We start from the raw sequence: 17,951 nt of genomic DNA, 5'->3' as shown, positions 1-17,951 counted from the left end.
GGCCCGTCGAGGCTTACATCAGCCCCTGTTCCTTGTAGTAACGCTCGGCGCCCGGATGCATCGGAATGGGCGAGCCCTTAACTGCAGCCTCGGCCGAAATGCCGCCCGCCGCCGAATGCGCGGCCTTCAGCGTGTCGAGGTTTTCGAACAGCAGTTTCGTCATCTGATAGGCGGTCTCTTCCGAGACATCCTCATGGGTGACGAGGAAGTTCACCACCGCAACGGTGGGCACATCGGCGGTCTGGCCTTCGTAGGTGCCCGCCGGGATCATGCCCGCGACATAGGGCGCGCCAAGGCTCTCGGCGACTTCGGCCGGAACCGACACGAAGGTGATCGCCTGCGAGGTCGCCAGGTCCTTCAGCGCCGCATTGCCCAGACCCGAGCTTTGCAGCGTCGCGTCCAGCTGGCGGTTTTTCATCAGCTCGACCGATTCCGCAAACGGCAGGTATTCGAGCTTGCCGAGGTCTTCATAGCTCAGACCTGAAGCGCCAAAGATCGCGCGGGCGTTCAGCTCGGTGCCCGATTTGGCCGCGCCGACCGAGAGGCTCTTGCCCTTGAGGTCCGCAACCGTCACCGCGCCGGTGTCCGAGAGCGCCGCAATCTGGATCACGTTCGGATAGATCGCCGCGATCGCGCGCAGCTTGCCGAGCGGCGCCTTGAAGCCGACCTCGGCATTGCCTTCCCAAGCGTATTTCACCGAGTCGCCCAGCGCGAAGGCCAGTTCGCCCTTGCCCTGCTGCAGCAGGTTCAGGTTTTCCACCGAGGCCTTGGTCGATTGCACCTGCGTGCGCGCACCGTCGATGCCCTTGGCATAGATATCCGAGAGCGCCACGCCAAGCGGATAATAGACGCCCGAAGTGCCCCCGGTCAGGATGTTGATGAATTCGCTGCCCTGCGCGACGGGCGCCGACAGCGCGATAATGCCGGCGGCCACGGCGCCGAGCTTGATGTTGTGAAACATCGGTTTCCTCCCAGTTAGGCCCGCCTCCTCGCGGGATACCCAAGCCTCTCCGGATCGTGCCGCCGATCAATCGTTTTCACGGGATCGCGCGCAGAAAGCTGGCAGAGTTCCGCTTCGGCTCTGGCCGATTTCCGCTCGGGCCTTTGCAATCAAGGGCTTGCCGCAGGGGCATTGCTGCACCGCCGCAAGAGGCGAACTGGACAGAGGCGGGCCGCGCAGAGGATGCTCGCTCCGAACAGGGAGGAGAAATCATGGATCTGGGTATCACGGGCCGGGTCGCGCTGGTGCATGGCGCGAGCGGCGGATTGGGCGGCGCGATCGCAACGGCGCTGGCGGCGGAAGGCGCGCGCGTCGCGCTGGCGGGGCGCAACCTTGGCAAGCTGGAGGCGCTGGCCGCGCAGATCACGGCGGCGGGCGGCGAGGCCCTTGTCGTCGCATGGGACCTTGCCGATCCGGGCCGTATTCCCGGCGCCCTCGCCGAGATCGAGGCGGGCCTTGGCCCCGTCGACATCCTGATTGCAAACACCGGCGGCCCCGCACCCGGGCCCGCCGCAGGGCAGCCCCCGGAAAATTGGCGTGCGGGGTTCGAGAGCATGGTGCTATCGGTGATCGCGATCGCGGATGCGGTGCTGCCGGGAATGCGCGCGCGCGGCTGGGGACGGATCGTCACCTCGACCTCGGCCGGGATCATCGCGCCGATCCCCAATCTCGCGCTGTCGAATGCGCTCCGCGCGAGCCTCGTCGGCTGGTCGAAAACTCTCGCTGCCGAGGTCGGGCGCTTTGGCATCACCGCGAATATCGTGGTGCCGGGCCGGATCGCGACCGAGCGCGTGGCCTTTCTGGATGCGAAACGCGCCGAAGCCTCCGGTCGCAGCCCCGACGAGATCAGCGCCGAGAGCCGCGCTGCGATCCCGCTGAGGCGTTATGGCCGCCCCCAGGAATATGCCGATATGGTCTGTTTTCTCGCGTCCGAGCGCGCCTCATACGTCACCGGCGCGGTGATCCGGGTCGACGGCGGGATGATCCCGAGTATCTGAGCCTTCTTGGCGGCGCCTCAGTGGCGCCGCACCAGCGCCGCCAGTTCACGCAGGATCTGCGCGTTGCGGCAATATTCCGGCGGCTCTTCGAGCGGCCCGTTGATCTCTGACAGAACGGCCAGGCAGCCGTCGCTCTCGCCGCAGCAGCGGCAATCCGTGATCATCTTGGCGAATTCGGCTTCGGTCAGGAACCCGTTATGCATCGCCTCGGTCAGGTTCACGCCGAGCCGCTTTGCCAGCGCCCGGGTCAGCCAGAAATTCAGATCGATATTTCCCTGAATACCCATTGCTTAGTCCTCCACGCGCGCAGGTTCACGCGGGGCCCCGATTGGCCCCAGCTTCTCAAGCGTTGTGCGCAGGCGCGCCATCATCAGCCGGTTGTTGCAGAAATCCGGGGCCTCATCTGCGGGCGCCCCGCAGCTACGGTCTTCGGGCGCGCCATGCTCGCCAAGCCAGTGCACGCACCCGGTTGGATCGTCGCAGCTTGCACAGGACACGAGCGCATCGCGCCATTCCTCGGAACTCAACGACCCCCGGCGCAGCGCCTCTTCGAGATCGACGCCAAGGGTTTCGGCCATCCGGTTCATGAGCGCCGCATGACGGTTGAGGACTCGGTTTCCAAACATAACCTTGCTCCAGCTGATGTTGCGCCAGCCTGCGGCCACGCCTCCGGAGCCTCCATGACCTAGATCAAGCGCAAGCGGATCAACCCGCGTGAAGCGGGCCCGAAACACAGGAATGGCGAAAATCTGCGCAGTCCGCGCCCGGAAACCAGCCTAGAGCTGCCCCGCGCGCAGTGCCTCGACGGTCGCGCGCACCACATCCATGCGCAGCCGGTTCGCCGGATGGGTGCCCAGGAAGCGATTGCCCGGATCGGGAATCCGCGTGAAGAACTGCGCGCCCCGCAGCGGGTCATAGCCCGCGTTCCAGGTGATGACGGTGCCCAGCTCGTCGGCCTCCAGCTCGTAATCCTTGGAATAGGTCCGCGCGCCGACCGAGGCACCGAGGTCCTGCGCCCGGCTGATCGCACCTGCATCGCCGCCGCCCGCCGCCGCCAGAACACCCAGAATCAGCGCCCCCGCCACCGCGTCGCGGGTCTTGCTTTGCAGATGCCCGGCGATGTGATGCGCGGCCTCGTGCCCCATCACAAAGGCCAGCTCGTCCCGGTTCGCGGCCTCGGCGATCAGCCCGAGCGTGAACCCCACGACCGGCCGGCCGTATTTATCCTCGGTCTGGAAGGCGTTGGCGGGCTGGTCCGGGCGGTCGTCGACGACGATCTGGTAATCGCAATTGCGCCCGCGCGTGCGCGCCCGGCATTCGGCCTCGATCTGCGGCTCCATCCGCCGCGCGACCGAGATGAAATTCTCGACCTGCACCTCGGGTGGCGGCAAATCGGGCGCAGGCGCATAGGCGGGCGCGGACCCGCCCGGCACCGGCGCCTCGCAGGCCGCAAGCAGTGCCAGCACCAGCCCCGCCAGCGCCAGATTGCGCCCCTTTTGCCCCGTGTATGCCGCCTGCCCGATTGCCGCCATCGCCATTCCCCTGCCCGGTTTGGCCGCAGTCTACCCGGCGCGCGAGAGCCGGAAAAGGCGCGATGTCTCACGCTTCGGTGACAGGCGATTTTGCGCTTTCCGCGCCGCGCCCGTCGCGCTAGGCTGACCCCATGTTCACCATCGAGCACGAATTCGACGCCACCGTGATCACCCTCGTCGACGAGGGCGATGACCCGCGCGATTACCTTCAGGAAGACATCACCATCGCCTCTTTCGAGGATTGCGTGACCGTAGAGCAGGTCGACGACAACGATGTGGTGCAGCGGATCACCTTTTCGCATGCGCAGCTGCGCGAACTGGCCGCCGCGCTGAACCTTCCCGAAGGCGTTTACCGCCTCAAGGACGTGACGAAGAAGTAAACGCCCGCCTCAAAGCAGCACACTCTCCTGCGCGCGCAGCATCAGGCTGTGGGCGACCTCAAGCACGGCCGCATCGTCGCCAAGACGCCCCACCACCTGAACGCCGATCGGGCGCCCGGCCTCGTCCTCGAGGATCGGCACCGTGCAGCAGGGAAAGCCCAGCAGCGACCAGAGCCGGTTGAAGGCCGGATCGCCCGTGCCCGTCTCAAAGGGCGGCGCGCCCCCCGTCGTGGCAGGCGTGAGCCAGATATCGCCCGGCGCCGTGCGCGCCATCATGCGCTGGCGGAACGCGATCATCGCGGCACGATCGGCAAGGCGTTCCTCGGAGCTTTGCGCGCGGCCTTCGGCGATTTGGGCGCGCAAACCTTCCGACAGGAACTCCTCGGCGGTGGCGAGTTCATAGGCCAGCGCCTCGGACGCTTCGACCGCCATGATCCGGGCATGCAGTGCCGGGATCTCGGCCATCTCGGCGCGGATATCCGAATCGAAGGGGCTGGGCGCGCAATAGCGCAGCCGCGCCTCGAAGCCCGCCCAGACGCGCTGCAACTCCGCCGAGGCCTTGCCCCAGGTCGGGCCTCTCAGCACGGAAACCGTCGGGCGCGCGCCGGTGCTGCCCGGTTGCAGTCGCAGCCCGCTCAGCGCCTCGATCGCCAGCGCCGCATCGGGCACCGAGCGCGCGAACACCCCGACCGTATCGAAGGACCGCGCAAAGACGCTCACGCCAGATGGATCGACAAGGTCGAACGAAGGTTTGTATCCCACCACCCCGCAATAGGAGGCCGGGCGGATGATCGAGCCAGAAGTCTGCGTGCCCAACGCCAAGGGCGCCATGCCCGCTGCCACTGCCGCCGCCGAGCCCGACGAAGACCCCCCCGGCGTCGCCCCCGGCACCACCGGGTTGCGCGTACGGCAGGGCTGATAGCCCGCGAATTCCGTGGTCTCGGTCTTACCGAGGATCACCGCCCCCGCCCCGCGTGCCAGCGCAACCGAGGGCGCGTCGAACTCGGCCACGCGGCCCCGCCAGATTGGCGAGCCGCTGCGCCAAGGCAGGTCGCGCACGGCAAAAATGTCTTTCACGCCCAGCGCCACGCCATGCAGCGGCCCGCGGATCGGCCCGGCATCGAGCGCGCGCGCGGCGGCAATCGCGCCCTCGGCGTCGATCTCGACCCAGGCACCGATCCCGGGCTCGCGCGCGGCACAGCGGTCCAGTCGCGCCCGCGTCGCGGCCTCGGCGCTCAACCGCCCGTCCGCAATCGCCCGCACCGTCTCAAGCGCGCCCGGCAGTTCCTGCGCAAGGTCCTTCATCATCTTATCCCTCCCAGTCGTCGAGCGCGTCGCGATAGATCGCGACCGCCTCTTCCAGCCGCGCCAGAGAGACGTATTCATCCGTCTTGTGCGCCAGCTCGGCCCGCCCCGGCCCGAGGATTACCGTCGGCACCTCGGCCAGCGCAGGCGTGAAGATCGAGGCATCGGTGAAATAGCTCATCGCGCTCGGCGCGACGGGTTGGCCCGAACGCGCGGCGCTTTTCGTCGTGAGCCCCGCCAGCCAGGGCTCGGCGGGGTCCGTCCAGACCGGGGGCAGATCGACGATGCGATGCAGCTCGCTGCCTTCGGGCAGGCAGGCGCGCAGCTGCGCAACCAGTCGCGCATGATCGCCCCCCGGCACCGAGCGCAGATCCAGCGTCACCTCGCAGCGGTCGGGCACCGAGTTGGTATTCAGCCCGCCCGCGATCGTGCCGATATTCAGCGTCGGCCGCCCCATCACCGGATGCGCCGGCCCAAGGTCGATCTGCCGGATCGCGGCCAGCGCCACCATCGCCGCCTCGATCGCGTTGACGCCCGCTTCGGGCGCCGAGCCATGCGCGGTGACACCATGAAACACCAGCCGCAGCCAGAGCGCGCCCTTGTGGCCCGGCACCGCTCGGTTTTCGGTGGGCTCAGCCACGATCAGCGCGCCTATGGGTGGCAAGGGGCCCGCCTCGACGATCGCGCGGGCGCCGTCGCTGCCGGTTTCCTCGCCTGCGGTCAGCAGCAGGACGATCCCGCCGGGCGGCACCGGCGCGCCAAGCGCGGCGACGATGAAGGCGGCGACGCCGCCCTTCATGTCGGTGCTGCCGCGCCCGTAAAGGCGCCCCTCCTCGATCACGCCCGCATGCGGCGGATGGCGCCAGGGCGCGGCGCCCAGCGGCACCGTATCGAGATGGCCGGTGAAGGCCAGCGCGCGACCCGCGCCCGTGCCCTTTTCCGCAACCAGATTGCTGCGCCCCGGCCCCTGCGGCACGAGGCGGCAGGTGAACCCGCCCGCCTCAAGAAGCGCCGCGCAAAACGCCATCGCCTCGGCCTCGACCCCGGGCGGGTTGATCGTGTCGAAGGCAATCAGGCGGCGCGTGAGGTCAACCACATCCATGACATCACCCGAAATAGGCTTCGTGGACGGCCTGATCCGAGGCCAGATCCGCCGCGACGCCCTGCGCCACCAGCTTGCCGCCCGACAGGACATAGCCGTAATCGGAAATCGCCAGCGTCTGGCGCACGTTCTGCTCGACGAGGAAGACGGTGATGCCTTCGTCGCGGATGCCCTGGATGATGCGGAAGTTCTCTTTCACGTAAAGCGGTGAAAGGCCCAGCGAAGGCTCGTCGATCAGCAGGATCTTGGGCCCGCCCATCAGCCCGCGCCCGATCGAGACCATCGCCTGCTCGCCACCCGACATCGTGCCCGCGAGCTGGTCGCGGCGCTCGGCCAGGCGCGGGAACAGCGCATAGACCTTATCAAGCCGCTGCCGGATCAGCGCCTCGTCGCGCAGCTGGTAGGCGCCGAGGCGCAGGTTCTCGGCGACGCTCATCTTGGGAAACATCCGCCGCCCCTCAGGGATCGCGGCGATCCCGCGCGCGATCACCTTGTGGGTCGGAAGCGCGGTGATGTCCTCGCCTTCCAGCTTGATCGTGCCCGCGTTGGGCGGCGTCAGCCCGAGGATCGCGCGGATCAGCGTAGACTTGCCCGCCCCGTTCGAGCCCAGCAGGCAGGTGATCTTGCCCGGCGTCACATCGAGCGAGACATCATGCAGCACGTCGGCCTTGTCATAGGCGGCGCGCAGGTTGCGAATTTCGATCCCGGCCATCAGTCTGCTCCCAGATAGGCGTTTTGCACTTCGCTGTCGGCGGCCACCTCGGCATAGGTGCCCTCGGCGATCTTGCGGCCATAGCTGAGCACGATGCAGCGGTCGGTGATGCGCTCGATCACGCCCATCTCGTGCTCGACGATGATGATCGAAAGCCCCTCGCCGCGTGCGCGCACAGCAAGAATGTCGTCCATCAGCTGGTGGGTTTCGTCATGGGTCATCCCGGCCGAGGGTTCGTCCAGCAGCAACAGCCGCGGCCCCGAAATCAGCGCGCGGCAGATCTCGATGCGGCGCCGCTCGATCATCGGCAACGAGCCCACGGGCGCGTCCATCCGGTCGGCAAGCTCAGCCGAGAACGTCGCCACCAGATCGCGCGCCGTGCGCCGGGTCATGTCGAGCTGTTTCTCGAGCCCGCGCCGCGAGATCAGGTTCGACCACAGCCCCCGCGTCAGCCGCGCCGTGTCGCCGATCATGATGTTGTCATAGATCGACAGCGACAGGCACAGACGTGAGCGCTGGAAGGTGCGCACGATCCCGGCCTCGTAGACCGCGCGCGGATCGGCGCCGGTGATGTCGCGCCCCTCGAACATCACCTGCCCCGCGCTCGGCCCATAGATCCCGGTCAGCACGTTGAAGCTGGTGGTCTTGCCCGAGCCGTTCGGCCCGATCAGCCCGAGGATCTCGCGCGGGGCCAGCGTCATCGAGAAATCATCGAGCGCGGTCACCCCGCCGAAGCGTTTCACCACATTGCGGAATTCAAGCAGCGGTTCGCTCATGCCCCGGTCCTCCGGTTCGGAAAGAAGTTACGCAGATGGCGCGGCAGCAGGCCCTCAGGGCGGAACAGCAGCACCAGGATCACCAGGATCGAGAACAGCAGGAAACGGTATTCCTGAAGCAGTTGCAGCTTCTCGGGCAGGAGCACGACGATCGTTGCCGCCACCACGCCGCCCCAGGGGCTGCCGAGACCGCCAAGCAGGACAATCGACACCAGAAGCAGGCTGTCCGAGAAGGTGAAGGAGGCTGGCGCGATGAAGGAAATCATCATCCCGTAAAGCGCCCCGCTCACCCCGAGGATCAGGTTACCGAGCAGGAAGGCGAGGATCTTGGTCTTGCGCACCGAGATGCCGAAGCAGGCCGCCGCAGTTTCATCGAGCCGCACTGCGTCCATGTGCAGCCCGATCCAGCTGCGTTCGAGCCGGCGGAACAGCGCGAACACCAGCGCCGCCAGACCCGCCGCCATCAGCGCGTAATTCAGGTAGAACGAGGTCTCGAAGCCGAACAGATTCGGGGCGTTGTAGAAATCCCAGCCCGGCAGCTTCATCGACTCGACCATCAACCCCTGCGGCCCGCCGAGGATCTCGTTCACCTCGAGGAAGGTGCGGAACAGGACACCGAAGGCGATGGTGACGACGGCCGCGTAATGGCCCGTCGTGCGCACGATCGGTACCAGCAATGGCAGGCTGATCGCCATCGCGACGATGCCGCCCGCGATCAGGATCAGCAGCGGCGGGATCAGCGCCTGCGCCCCCAGCACCGCCGCCGTATAGGCGCCCGCGCCAAAGAAGGCCGCGCCCGCGAAATTCACCAGCCCGGTAAAGCCGAACTGGATGTTCAGCCCGAGCGAGGCGATGAAATAGAGCAGCACCGTCGAGATCATCAGCAGCGCGAAATGCGAGCCCGCCAGCACCAGGATCAGCCCGATCAGCACCGCAAAGGCCAGCCGGTTGAGCTGCGGTTCGGCCTCGGCCCAGTCCCGCTCGACACGGCGCACGAAGCCGGTCTTGTAGGCGGCGATCGTCGCCATGCCCGCCAGCGCCAGCAGGCCCACGACTTGCCAGGTCTCTTCGGCCATCAGCAGCGCCCAGCCATAGTGCCCCGCACCAAGAACCACCAAGGCACCTGCCATCCAGCCCCGCGGGCGGTCGGTTTGAACAAGAGAAATATCGGTCATATGTGTCACACCCGGTCGCTGGAACGTTCAGGGATCAGCCCGGTCGGCTTCCACGCCATCAGCGCGATCACCACCGCGAAGGCGAAGACGTCCTTGTAGGCCGAGGCAAAGGGCAAAAGCGCCGATCCGACCACCTGCAGCCCCGCGAACAGGAAGCCGCCGAGGATCGCGCCATAAAGGTTGCCCAGACCCCCGACGATCGCCGCCGAAAATCCGATCAGGCCCAGGATCAGGCCCATCCCGAAGTTGATTTCATTATAGTAAAGCCCGTTCATGATGCCCGCGAAGGCGGCCACGCCCGAGCCGATCGCAAAGGTCGCCAGCACCACGAGCGTGTAGTTGATCCCCATCGTGCGGGCGGTCTCTTCGTCCTGCGCGACGGCGCGGATCGCCAGACCCAGCCGCGTGCGGTTGATGACAAGGTTCAGCGCCCCGATCAGCGCCAGCCCCGACACCACCAGGATCACGCTGTCGGCGCGCAGCGCGAAGCTGCCGATCTCGACCGAGGCATCGGGCAGGAGCGCGGGAAAAGCCTTGGGGTTCGAGCCGTTCGGATAGAACAGCCGCACCGCCTCGCGGATCGCCGTGCCCAGCATCAGCGTGATCAGCAGCGTATTGAGCTGCGGCGCCCTCTTGAGCGGCAGGATCAGCCAGTTGGCGATCGCCGCCCCGATCAGGGCCGTGCCCGCAAGACTGCACAGGAGCACCCCCGCCAGTTGCAGCCAGGGGTTCGTCACGCCCACCGCCTCAAGCCCGAGCCAGGCGGTAAAGCCGATGAACGTGCCCAGCATCAGCACGTCGCCATGGCTGAACTTGATGACATCGAGCACGCCGAAGAACAGCGTGAACCCCACCGCGACAAGCGCGTACATGGTGCCCAGCAAGATCCCATTGGCGAGGTATTGTGCGATCAGACCGAAATCCATTCGTGCCTCTTCCTTCCCGAGAAATTGGGGCGGGCCGGTGCGTTCCGGCCCGCCGCGATTGCGCCCTGAGGCTTATTTCGGCGCGACCAGCTTGCGCGCGCCCGAGGCGTATTCGCTGTCTTCCCAGACCACCCATTTGCCGTCCTGCGCCACATAGGCGGTGATCAGCGCGACCGTGTTCTGGCCGTGGTCATCAAAGGTGATCGGGCCGGTGATCGAGGCATGCTCCTTCACGCCGCCCATGTACTCGACGATCGCCTTGCGGTCGGGGCCCGAGGCCTCGACGGCGTCAATCAGGAGGTCCATCGCCGCGAAGGCGAAGGGGCCGTAGGCTTCGGGCGGGCTGTCGAAGCCCGCGGCCTCGTATTCCTTGAGGAAATAGGCCCCGCCAGGCAGTTTCTCGGCCGGCGCGCCTTCGAGGAAGGTCATCGTGCCCTCGGCCAGCTCACCGCCCAGCCCTTCGAAGAAAGCGTCCGACTTGATCCCCGAGACGCCCTCGAAGACCGCCTCGATGCCGAGCTTCTCCATCTGCTGACGCACCCGAACGCCGCCGGGCGTCAGGCCCGCATAGACCACCACATCGGGGTTCAGCGCCTTCACCTGCGTCAGCTCTGCGGTGAAATCCTGCTGGTCGGCGGTGACGCCAAAGGCGCCCACCACGCTCGCCCCGCCCTCGGTCAGGAACTGCGTCAGATAGGTGTTGTGACCCTTGCCGTAATCGGTGGTGTCATGAATGATCGCAAAGGTCTTGTAGCCCAGCCCGGTCATCACCGAGGCGGCCTTTTCGTTCTGGTTGATCATCGTGCCGTTGACGCGGGTGATCTCGGGGTAGTCGTTGCCATAGGTGATGTCGGGCAGCACCGCGCCCCAGACCGTCATCGGCAGGCCGAAGCGGTGATAGACATCGACCGTCCCCATCGCCACCGCCGAGCAGTAATGCGCGATCGTGCCCACGACCTTGCGGTCGGTCGCCAGCTTGGTCGCGACCTGCACACCGACATTCGGCTTGCACTCGTCATCGAGCGCGACCAGCTCGTAATGGTATTTCGAGTTCGGGTCGGCATTGCGCAGCTGCACCGCCAGCTCGGCCGAGTTGCGCCCGCCAAGGCCCATCGACGACACACCGCCGGTCAGCGGCCCGATGAAGCCCAGCTCGACCGTATCCTTGGCCTGCGCGGCGACCGCGGCAAGCAGGCTGGCCGAGGTTCCGACCGAAAAGACGACTGCGCGGAGGCTCTTTCTGGTATTGAATTTCATTCCACTTTCCTCAAGGTTGCCTGACGAAGATTGAGACATGAGGAAATTGTGACTCAGTAATTTGAATAGAATTCAACTTTTGGCCATTTAAGGTCAAAAATTTGATCTATTTTCACAACCGGCGCTTCCCTGAGCGGAGATTTGACGGATGAGCACGGAAATTGGGCAGCGCGAAGACCCCATGACAGCTGCCGGGGGTGCACCGGCGCAGAGCACGATGCAGGATCTGGGCGCACGGCTGCGCGACCGGCGCAAGGCGCGAGGCAAGACGCTGCGCGTTCTGGCCGATGAGGTCGGCTGCTCGCCCTCGATGCTCTCCAAGATCGAGACCGATCAGGCCACGCCCTCGCTGCGCACGCTGCACCGAATTCTGGCCGCCCTCGACACCTCGATCGTGGCGCTGTTCGCAAGTGACGGCGCCGAGGACGAGATCAGCGTGATGCGCGCCGACGAGCGGCCCTCGGTTCGGGTCAGTCATGGCGGGGCGAGCGGCGCGATCGTGCTGGAGCGGCTGACGCCGACCTTCCCCGAGCTGCTGCTGGACGCGAATATCCACACGCTCGAACCCGGCGCCGAAAGCGGCGGCGACATCCAGCATGTCGGTCAGGAACTGGGGTTCATCCTGCAGGGCCGGGTCGAGCTGTTCGTGAACGGGCAAAGCCATTTCCTCGGCCCGGGCGACAGCTTCTTTTTCGCCTCGAACCTGCCGCATCGCTATCGCAACATCGATCCGGGCACGTCGCGGATTCTCTGGGTCGCGACGCCGGCGACCTTCTGAGCCGCGGCCCATCCCGCCGCCGCCCGCCTAGCTGGCATCCGGCGCCGCTTTCAGCGCCGCGCGCCGCGCCTCTTCGGCGGCGATTTTCGCGTCGATCTCGGTGCGGTCGGTGACACCCGAGAAATTCGCCCGCGTGGGCATCGCATCGGCAACAAAGAGGTAACGCTCCTGCGCCACGTCATAAAGGCGGCGCAGCTCGGCCAGCGGATCGGGATGGTCGTCGACGCGCAGATCGAGCCAGGGATAATCTTCGCTGCGGTGAATGCGCAGCGCCGCCGCCTGCTTGCCGCGCTTGTCGCCGCCCGCCGCTTCGCCCGCCTCCATCGCGGTCATCAGTCGCTCGGCAAAGGGCAGATCGGGATGGTCGAGATAGCAGGCCAGCGTGTCCGCGATCACCCGGCCATTGGCCAGCATGTTGCCCGCGACCGAGACCCCCTCGGCCTGCACCTGCCCGCACCAGTCGATGCATTTCGCGCCGGTATGCGCCGCGATATTGCCGCGCGCGTCGATCATGTGGATCTGGCGTTGCGACTGGCCCGCGTCGCGATGCACGAGATCAAGAACCACCGCCTCGGGCAGCTCGCCCTCGGCCAGGCGATCGGCAGCCTCCATTCCCCAGAGCGGGCTGACGAAGGCCTGCGTGGCGACGGCACAGCGCTCGCCGCGCACATGCGGCACCAGCGAGCCGACGGCGAAAAAGCGGGTCGCGACGGCCACGCCGAACTGGCCGGTCAGGGGGTCACGAGCAACGATGGACCAGGTCATGGGGGCTCGCCTTCTTAGCGTCCGACGGCATAGGCTTGCATCAGCCGCGGCGTCGCGGCGGCGCGCAGCAGCCCCGAGGGGTCGCGCTGCGCAGCGGTCAGGCGGCCGACCGTCCAGGGTTCGGCAACCTCGATGCGGTGACCGCGGCGGCGCAGCTCGGCAATCGTCGCCTCGCCGAAATTCGGCTCCAGCATCAGGTGGCCGGGGCGGGTGCCGCGCGGATAGAACGAGGCTTGGTTATGCGCGGTATGGAACAGCGGCGCGTCGATCGCGGCCTGCAGGTTCGGCGTCTGATGCACGAGCCGCAGGAAGAAGATCAGCTGCCACTGGTCCTGCTGGTCGCCGCCGGGCGTGCCGAAGGCCATCGCCGCACCATCGCCGCGCAGCCCGATCGAGGGCGTCAGCGTGGTGCGCGGACGGCGCTTGGGCGCAAGCGAGGTGGGCAGGCCTTCCTCGAGCCAGAACATCTGCGCGCGGCTGTTCAGCGGCATCCCCAGCCCCGGCACCACCGGCGAGGATTGCAGCCAGCCGCCCGAAGGCGTGGCCGAGACCATGTTGCCCCAGCGGTCAATCACATCGAGATGCACCGTGTCGCCGCGCTTCTCGGTCAGATGCGCCATCGTCGGCTCGCCCGCCCCGGCGCCAGCCTCGGTGGGCGTCTGCGCGGCGGCGCGCGCGATCGCGGCATCGGCCCAGGCCTCGAACCCCGGCACCCGGCCCGGGCGCTGTTCAAGCGAGGCCTCCGGGCCGATCAGCGCCCGGCGCGTCGCGGCATAGTCGCGCGACAGCAGCACCTCCATCGGGATCTCGGCGAAATCGGGGTCGCCGTAATAGGCCTCGCGGTCGGCCATCGAGAGCTTCAGCGTCTCGGTGATCGTATGCACGAAATCGGAGCCCATCGGGTCCATCGCGCCGATGTCGAACCCCTCGAGGATGCGCAGCGATTGCAACAGCCCCGGCCCCTGCCCCCAGGGCCCCGTCTTGTAGACCTGCCAGTCGCCGTAATCGACCGAGAGCGGGCGCTCGTAGCTGGCGCGCCACTCGGCCATGTCCTGACCGCTCAGCACGCCCTTTCGCCGCCCGCCCGCGGCATCCATCACGCAGGCCTCTTGCATCCAGGCGTCGATCGCCTCGGCCACGAAACCCTGGGCAAAGACCTCGCGCGCCTTGTCGATCTGCGCCTCGCGCCCCGAGACGGCCTCGGCCTCGTCGACAAGCCGGGTCCAGGTCGCGGCCAGATCCCGATTGCAGAACAGGTCGCCCGCCTCGGGCACCTTGCCGTGGGGCAGCCAGGTCGCGGCCGAACTCGGCCATTCCTCGCGGAAGAAATCGGCCAGCCCCGCAATCGTCGCCGCCACGCGCGGCAGCATCGGATGCCCGGTCTCGGCGTAATGGATCGCGGGCTCCAGCACCTCGCGCAGGCTCATCGAACCATGGTCGCGCAACAGCAGCATCCAGCCGTCGAAAGCGCCCGGCGTGACCGTCGCCAAGAGCCCCGAGCCCGGGATCATATCAAGCCCCTCGCTGCGGTAATGCGCGATGGTCGCGCGCGCGGGCGCCACGCCCTGGCCGCAGATCACCGTAGGCTCGGCATCGCCCGCGGCGCGGAAGATTACCGGCAAATCGCCCAGCGGGCCGTTCAGATGCGGCTCGACCACATTCAGCACGAGCCCCATCGCGACCGCCGCGTCAAAGGCGTTGCCGCCTTTTTCCAGAAGGCTCATGCCCACGGCCGAGGCGATCCAATGCGTCGAGGTCGCGACGCCGAAAGTCCCGGTGATTTCAGGGCGGGTGGTAAAGGTCATGTCGGTCTTTTCCTTGGACTTGGCCGGAGACCCGGCGCCTTGTAATCAGTTTTCGCGCGGGTCGAGCGCATCGCGCAGCCCGTCGCCCAGAAGGTTGAAGCCCAGCACCACGAGGAAGATGGCGATGCCCGGCCAGAGCGCCATCCAGGGCGCCTGTTCGAGGAAGTTCTTGGCCACGTTCAGCATCGAGCCCCAGGACGGCGCGGGCGGTTGCTGCCCGAGCCCGAGGAACGACAGCGAGGCCTCGGCGATGATCGCGGTGGCGACCGTCAGCGTCGCCTGCACCAGCAGCGGCGGGAAGATGTTGGGCAGGATGTAGCGCCAGACGATCGCGCGGTGGCTGAGGCCGATGACGCGGGCGCTCTCGACGTAATCCTCGGTCATCACGCTCATCGTCTGCCCGCGCGCGAGCCGCACGAAGACCGGCATCGCCGAGAGCCCGATCGCGATCATCGCGTTGCTCAGCGAGGGCCCCAGAAACGCCGCCAGCGCGATCGCGAGGATCAGGAAGGGCGCGGCCAGAAGCGCCTCGGTGCCGCGGCTGATGATCGCGTCGGTCCAGCCCCGCGCATAGCCCGCAGCGACCCCCAGCGGCACCCCGATGAACAGCGCGATCAGCACCGACACGACCCCGGCCAGCAGCGAGGCCTGCGCCCCCCAGACCATCCGCGAGAGCACATCGCGGCCGATCTCGTCGGTGCCCATCGGATGGGCCAGCGACGGGCCCTTGCGCACCGCCATCCAGTCGGTCTCGAGCGGGGCCGGGATCGGCAGCACCGGCGCCAGCACGGCGACGAGCACGAAGAACCCCACCAGCACCGCGCCAAACAGCGCCGAAGGGCTTGCGCGCAGCTTGCGCCAGACCCGACTGCGGGTCTTGGGCTGCGCCAGTTGCGGGTCGGTGATCGCGGTCATTGTTCTTCCCTCATGCGCGGGTTGAGGACGCGATAGATCGCATCGGCGAGGATGTTCATCGCGATGAAGGCGACGGCGGTGCACAGCACGATCCCCTGCACCACCGCGTAATCACGGTTGAACACGGCATCGACCACGAGCTTGCCGAAGCCCGGGATGGTAAAGATCTGTTCGGTCAGCACGGCGCCGGCCAGCAACTCGCCGAACAGCAGCGTCGTCACCGTGACGATCGGGATCAGCGCGTTGCGCAGCGCGTGCTTGAGCACGACGACGCTTTCGCCCAGCCCCTTGGCACGCGCGGTGCGCACGTAATCCGAGCGCAGCACGCCCAGCATCGCCGAACGCGTGTGGCGCATCAGCGTCGCGGCCAGCCCCGTGCCAAGCACGAAGGCGGGCATGATCATCGTGCGGATCGACTGCAGCGGGTCCTCGGTCAGCGGCACATAGCCCGAGGCCGGCAGCCAGCCGAGTTTGACCGAGACCAGCAGGATCAGCATGATGCCCAGCCAGAAATTCGGGATCGAGAGACCGGAGAGCGCGACGATATTGGCCACCCAGTCGATCACGCTGCCCTTGCGATAGGCCGAGAGAACCCCGGTCGGCACCCCGATCACCAGCGCGATCACCAGCGCCATCACCGCCAGCTGGATCGTCACCGGCAGCTTTTCGGCAATCAGCGTCAGCACCGGCTGCTGGGTGCGCAGCGAAATCCCGAGGTCACCCGTCAGCGCGCCGCCGATCCAGTTGAAATACTGCATCCAGATCGGGTCGTTGAGGCGATATTTCTCGCGCAGGAACTCGATCACCGCCGGGTCGCGCTCTTCGCCGGCCATGGCCAGCACCGGATCGCCCGGCAAGAGCTTTTGCAGCGTGAAGACGAAGATCGAGATCAGCAGGATCGTCGGGATGGCGATCAGCAGGCGGCGGGTCAGGAAACCGAGCATGGCAATAGGTCCGGCGGGTTCGGGAGGGTCCGGCACCTCATGCGCCGGACCCGGGTTTCGATCACTCGGTGAAGCTCACACCTTCCAGACGGATCATGCCGTCCGGATAGGCGGTAAAGCCCGAGACCTTCTTGTCGAGCGCCCAGATCCAGGTCTGGTGATAGAGGTAGATCAGCGGCAGCTCCTCCATCAGCACGTCCTGCGCGGCGTCATAGGCTGCCTTGCGTTCGGCCATGTCGGTCGTGGTGCGCGCCTTGTTCAACGCCGCGTCGACCGCCGGATCGCAGAACTTCGCGTCATTGATCCCGCCCTTGCAGGTCACGAACTGGTGGATGTTGCCATCGGGATCGACACGCCCCGACCAACCGACCTGGCTGGCCACGTAATCGCCCGCGGACTGGTCCTTGAGCAGCGTGGCAAACTCCTTCGCGGTCAGCGAGATGTTGATCCCGGCTTCCGCCGCCATCGCCTGCACGACCTGCATCAGCTGCATCTGCACCGGGTTGTTGGCGACCTGCACCTCGATGTCGACGCTCTCGAGACCGGCCTCTTTCAGCTTGGCCTTGGCGGCTTCGACATCGCGCGCCGCCACCGGGTAATCGGCGTCATACCAGGGCGAGTTCGGCGGGAAGGGCTGGTTGCCCGGCGCAAAGGCACCCTCGAACACCACCTGGTTCAGCACGTCGCGGTCGATCGCCAGCGACAGCGCCTGACGCACCAGCTTGCTTTCGCCGAGCGGGTTCTTGGCGCGCTCGCCATTGGCGAGGTTGAGCGTGATGCCCTGGTAACCCAGCGACACCGCCTGCGCGACGGTCAGGCCCGCATCCGCCTTGGCCGAACCGAGATCGGTCGCCGCCAGACGCTCGAGCATGTCCAGATCGCCCGCCCGCAGGTTCGCAAGGCGCACGGTCGTGTCCGGGATCGGCAGGAAGGTGACGGTGTCGAAATGGATCGCGTCGGCGTTCCAGTAATCGGCGAATTTCTCGAGGACGATGCGGTCCTGCTGCACCCGCTCCTTGAAGGTGAAGGGGCCCGAGCAAACCGGGTTCAGCCCGAAATCGACGCCCACCTCGGCCGCGGCCTTGGGCGCGACCATCATCCCCGCGCGGTCGGCCAGCTGCGCCAGCAGCGTGGCGTCGGGCGCGGTCAGGTTGAACTTGATCGTGGCGTCGTCGATCACCTCGGTCGAGGCGATGGATTTCAGTTCGGACTTGCGGCGGCTTTCCGGCATGGTCTGGCTGCGCTCGATATTGGCGGCCACGGCGGCGGCGTTGAAGGGCTCGCCGTCATGGAAGGTCACGCCCTCGCGCAGTTTCATGGTCAGCGCCATGCCATCCTCCGACCATTCCCAGCTGGTCGCCAGCTGCGGGATGATCTCGAGGCCGGGGGTGATGTCGACCAGCTTGTCGCACAGCGAGGCATAGACGATCCGCCCAACGAAGGTGCGCGACTGATCCGGGTCGAGGACATCCGGGTCTTCCTGAAGGCCGATCCGCAGATCGGCGGCGAAGGCGCCCGAGGCGGCGAGGCACATCGCCGTCGCAAGGGCCGCGGTTCTTATACGTGCCATGGGTGAGGTAA

At 66.9% G+C, this 17,951-nt stretch carries 19 protein-coding genes; 3 read left to right on the top strand and 16 right to left on the bottom strand.

What is annotated here, in order from left to right; all coding sequences use genetic code 11:
* Positions 1–13: 13 nt before the first annotated feature.
* Positions 14–961, bottom strand: a complete 948-nt coding sequence (locus tag CLN94_RS10195; protein WP_096433837.1) for a TAXI family TRAP transporter solute-binding subunit — start codon at positions 959–961, stop codon at positions 14–16.
* Positions 962–1,212: 251 nt separating this feature from the next.
* On the opposite strand from CLN94_RS10195, the gene CLN94_RS10190 reads away from it, so the two are divergent.
* Positions 1,213–1,998 carry an SDR family oxidoreductase gene (locus tag CLN94_RS10190; protein ID WP_096433835.1) on the top strand — a complete coding sequence of 262 codons (786 nt, stop codon included), beginning with the start codon at positions 1,213–1,215 and terminating at the stop codon, positions 1,996–1,998.
* 17 nt (positions 1,999–2,015) lie between these two features.
* Here the strand turns inward: CLN94_RS10190 and CLN94_RS10185 are convergent, their stop codons facing one another.
* The 3 genes from CLN94_RS10185 to CLN94_RS10175 form a co-directional block, all read right to left on the bottom strand.
* The gene (locus tag CLN94_RS10185; protein ID WP_096433833.1) at positions 2,016–2,285 is read right to left on the bottom strand and encodes a DUF6455 family protein; all 270 of its coding nucleotides are present in this window, start codon (positions 2,283–2,285) and stop codon (positions 2,016–2,018) included.
* A gap of 3 nt (positions 2,286–2,288) precedes the next feature.
* On the bottom strand, positions 2,289–2,624 hold the full coding sequence (locus CLN94_RS10180) for a DUF6455 family protein (RefSeq protein WP_143598905.1): 336 nt from the start codon (positions 2,622–2,624) through the stop codon (positions 2,289–2,291).
* 150 nt (positions 2,625–2,774) lie between these two features.
* Positions 2,775–3,536, bottom strand: coding sequence for a M48 family metallopeptidase (locus tag CLN94_RS10175; RefSeq protein WP_245845192.1), 762 nt, complete (start codon positions 3,534–3,536; stop codon positions 2,775–2,777).
* Between the two features lie 125 nt (positions 3,537–3,661).
* Between CLN94_RS10175 and CLN94_RS10170 the strand changes: the two genes are divergently transcribed.
* Positions 3,662–3,910 (top strand): hypothetical protein, encoded by a 249-nt coding sequence (locus CLN94_RS10170; protein ID WP_096433829.1) that lies wholly within the window; start codon positions 3,662–3,664, stop codon positions 3,908–3,910.
* 9 nt (positions 3,911–3,919) lie between these two features.
* Here CLN94_RS10170 and CLN94_RS10165 read toward each other — a convergent pair whose 3' ends face one another.
* The 7 genes from CLN94_RS10165 to CLN94_RS10135 form a co-directional block, all read right to left on the bottom strand.
* Complete coding sequence (locus tag CLN94_RS10165; protein WP_179300286.1) at positions 3,920–5,218, bottom strand: amidase; 1,299 nt, start codon at positions 5,216–5,218, stop codon at positions 3,920–3,922.
* Position 5,219: 1 nt separating this feature from the next.
* Positions 5,220–6,317: a M20 family metallopeptidase gene (locus tag CLN94_RS10160; protein WP_245845190.1), complete on the bottom strand. Its 1,098-nt coding sequence runs from the start codon at positions 6,315–6,317 to the stop codon at positions 5,220–5,222.
* Positions 6,318–6,321: 4 nt separating this feature from the next.
* Complete coding sequence (locus tag CLN94_RS10155; RefSeq protein WP_096433823.1) at positions 6,322–7,029, bottom strand: ABC transporter ATP-binding protein; 708 nt, start codon at positions 7,027–7,029, stop codon at positions 6,322–6,324.
* The gene (locus CLN94_RS10150) at positions 7,029–7,805 is read right to left on the bottom strand and encodes an ABC transporter ATP-binding protein (protein ID WP_096433821.1); all 777 of its coding nucleotides are present in this window, start codon (positions 7,803–7,805) and stop codon (positions 7,029–7,031) included. Before CLN94_RS10150 ends, CLN94_RS10155 begins: the two co-directional genes overlap by 1 nt.
* On the bottom strand, positions 7,802–8,935 hold the full coding sequence (locus CLN94_RS10145) for a branched-chain amino acid ABC transporter permease (protein ID WP_218837248.1): 1,134 nt from the start codon (positions 8,933–8,935) through the stop codon (positions 7,802–7,804). The genes CLN94_RS10150 and CLN94_RS10145 overlap by 4 nt, the downstream gene beginning before the upstream one ends.
* A 50-nt stretch (positions 8,936–8,985) precedes the next feature.
* Entirely contained in the window at positions 8,986–9,906 is a 921-nt protein-coding gene (locus CLN94_RS10140; RefSeq protein WP_096433817.1) for a branched-chain amino acid ABC transporter permease, read from the bottom strand.
* Between the two features lie 72 nt (positions 9,907–9,978).
* Positions 9,979–11,163 (bottom strand): branched-chain amino acid ABC transporter substrate-binding protein, encoded by a 1,185-nt coding sequence (locus CLN94_RS10135; protein ID WP_096433815.1) that lies wholly within the window; start codon positions 11,161–11,163, stop codon positions 9,979–9,981.
* Between the two features lie 148 nt (positions 11,164–11,311).
* Between CLN94_RS10135 and CLN94_RS10130 the strand changes: the two genes are divergently transcribed.
* A complete protein-coding gene (locus tag CLN94_RS10130) occupies positions 11,312–11,941 on the top strand; it encodes a cupin domain-containing protein (protein WP_218837247.1) in 630 nt (209 codons plus the stop codon).
* Between the two features lie 27 nt (positions 11,942–11,968).
* Here the strand turns inward: CLN94_RS10130 and CLN94_RS10125 are convergent, their stop codons facing one another.
* The 5 genes from CLN94_RS10125 to CLN94_RS10105 all read right to left on the bottom strand — a co-directional run bounded on the left by CLN94_RS10125 (position 11,969) and on the right by CLN94_RS10105 (position 17,940).
* A complete protein-coding gene (locus CLN94_RS10125; protein WP_096433813.1) occupies positions 11,969–12,706 on the bottom strand; it encodes a DUF1028 domain-containing protein in 738 nt (245 codons plus the stop codon).
* A 14-nt stretch (positions 12,707–12,720) separates the two neighbouring features.
* On the bottom strand, positions 12,721–14,511 hold the full coding sequence (locus tag CLN94_RS10120) for a gamma-glutamyltransferase family protein (protein WP_096433811.1): 1,791 nt from the start codon (positions 14,509–14,511) through the stop codon (positions 12,721–12,723).
* Between the two features lie 45 nt (positions 14,512–14,556).
* Positions 14,557–15,426, bottom strand: coding sequence for an ABC transporter permease (locus CLN94_RS10115; RefSeq protein ID WP_096433808.1), 870 nt, complete (start codon positions 15,424–15,426; stop codon positions 14,557–14,559).
* Positions 15,423–16,370, bottom strand: a complete 948-nt coding sequence (locus tag CLN94_RS10110) for an ABC transporter permease (RefSeq protein WP_096433806.1) — start codon at positions 16,368–16,370, stop codon at positions 15,423–15,425. Before CLN94_RS10110 ends, CLN94_RS10115 begins: the two co-directional genes overlap by 4 nt.
* A gap of 61 nt (positions 16,371–16,431) precedes the next feature.
* Positions 16,432–17,940, bottom strand: a complete 1,509-nt coding sequence (locus CLN94_RS10105) for an ABC transporter substrate-binding protein (protein WP_096433804.1) — start codon at positions 17,938–17,940, stop codon at positions 16,432–16,434.
* Positions 17,941–17,951 lie beyond the last annotated feature (11 nt).

This window comes from Pseudothioclava arenosa, assembly GCF_002358085.1.
In the GTDB taxonomy this organism is placed as follows: Bacteria; Pseudomonadota; Alphaproteobacteria; order Rhodobacterales; family Rhodobacteraceae; genus Pseudothioclava; species Pseudothioclava arenosa.
Note: the sequence above shows the minus strand (reverse complement) of the source record. Positions and strands in the feature narration are given on the sequence as shown.

What these genes read in the sequence shown, in the direction of transcription:
- CLN94_RS10195 (WP_096433837.1), bottom strand. Translation starts at nt 961, where the DNA reads ATGTTTCACAACATCAAGCTCGGCGCCGTGGCCGCCGGCATTATCGCG.
- CLN94_RS10190 (WP_096433835.1), top strand. Translation starts at nt 1,213, where the DNA reads ATGGATCTGGGTATCACGGGCCGGGTCGCGCTGGTGCATGGCGCGAGC.
- CLN94_RS10185 (WP_096433833.1), bottom strand. Translation starts at nt 2,285, where the DNA reads ATGGGTATTCAGGGAAATATCGATCTGAATTTCTGGCTGACCCGGGCG.
- CLN94_RS10180 (WP_143598905.1), bottom strand. Translation starts at nt 2,624, where the DNA reads ATGTTTGGAAACCGAGTCCTCAACCGTCATGCGGCGCTCATGAACCGG.
- CLN94_RS10175 (WP_245845192.1), bottom strand. Translation starts at nt 3,536, where the DNA reads ATGGCGATGGCGGCAATCGGGCAGGCGGCATACACGGGGCAAAAGGGG.
- CLN94_RS10170 (WP_096433829.1), top strand. Translation starts at nt 3,662, where the DNA reads ATGTTCACCATCGAGCACGAATTCGACGCCACCGTGATCACCCTCGTC.
- CLN94_RS10165 (WP_179300286.1), bottom strand. Translation starts at nt 5,218, where the DNA reads ATGATGAAGGACCTTGCGCAGGAACTGCCGGGCGCGCTTGAGACGGTG.
- CLN94_RS10160 (WP_245845190.1), bottom strand. Translation starts at nt 6,317, where the DNA reads ATGGATGTGGTTGACCTCACGCGCCGCCTGATTGCCTTCGACACGATC.
- CLN94_RS10155 (WP_096433823.1), bottom strand. Translation starts at nt 7,029, where the DNA reads ATGGCCGGGATCGAAATTCGCAACCTGCGCGCCGCCTATGACAAGGCC.
- CLN94_RS10150 (WP_096433821.1), bottom strand. Translation starts at nt 7,805, where the DNA reads ATGAGCGAACCGCTGCTTGAATTCCGCAATGTGGTGAAACGCTTCGGC.
- CLN94_RS10145 (WP_218837248.1), bottom strand. Translation starts at nt 8,935, where the DNA reads ATGGCAGGTGCCTTGGTGGTTCTTGGTGCGGGGCACTATGGCTGGGCG.
- CLN94_RS10140 (WP_096433817.1), bottom strand. Translation starts at nt 9,906, where the DNA reads ATGGATTTCGGTCTGATCGCACAATACCTCGCCAATGGGATCTTGCTG.
- CLN94_RS10135 (WP_096433815.1), bottom strand. Translation starts at nt 11,163, where the DNA reads ATGAAATTCAATACCAGAAAGAGCCTCCGCGCAGTCGTCTTTTCGGTC.
- CLN94_RS10130 (WP_218837247.1), top strand. Translation starts at nt 11,312, where the DNA reads ATGAGCACGGAAATTGGGCAGCGCGAAGACCCCATGACAGCTGCCGGG.
- CLN94_RS10125 (WP_096433813.1), bottom strand. Translation starts at nt 12,706, where the DNA reads ATGACCTGGTCCATCGTTGCTCGTGACCCCCTGACCGGCCAGTTCGGC.
- CLN94_RS10120 (WP_096433811.1), bottom strand. Translation starts at nt 14,511, where the DNA reads ATGACCTTTACCACCCGCCCTGAAATCACCGGGACTTTCGGCGTCGCG.
- CLN94_RS10115 (WP_096433808.1), bottom strand. Translation starts at nt 15,426, where the DNA reads ATGACCGCGATCACCGACCCGCAACTGGCGCAGCCCAAGACCCGCAGT.
- CLN94_RS10110 (WP_096433806.1), bottom strand. Translation starts at nt 16,370, where the DNA reads ATGCTCGGTTTCCTGACCCGCCGCCTGCTGATCGCCATCCCGACGATC.
- CLN94_RS10105 (WP_096433804.1), bottom strand. Translation starts at nt 17,940, where the DNA reads ATGGCACGTATAAGAACCGCGGCCCTTGCGACGGCGATGTGCCTCGCC.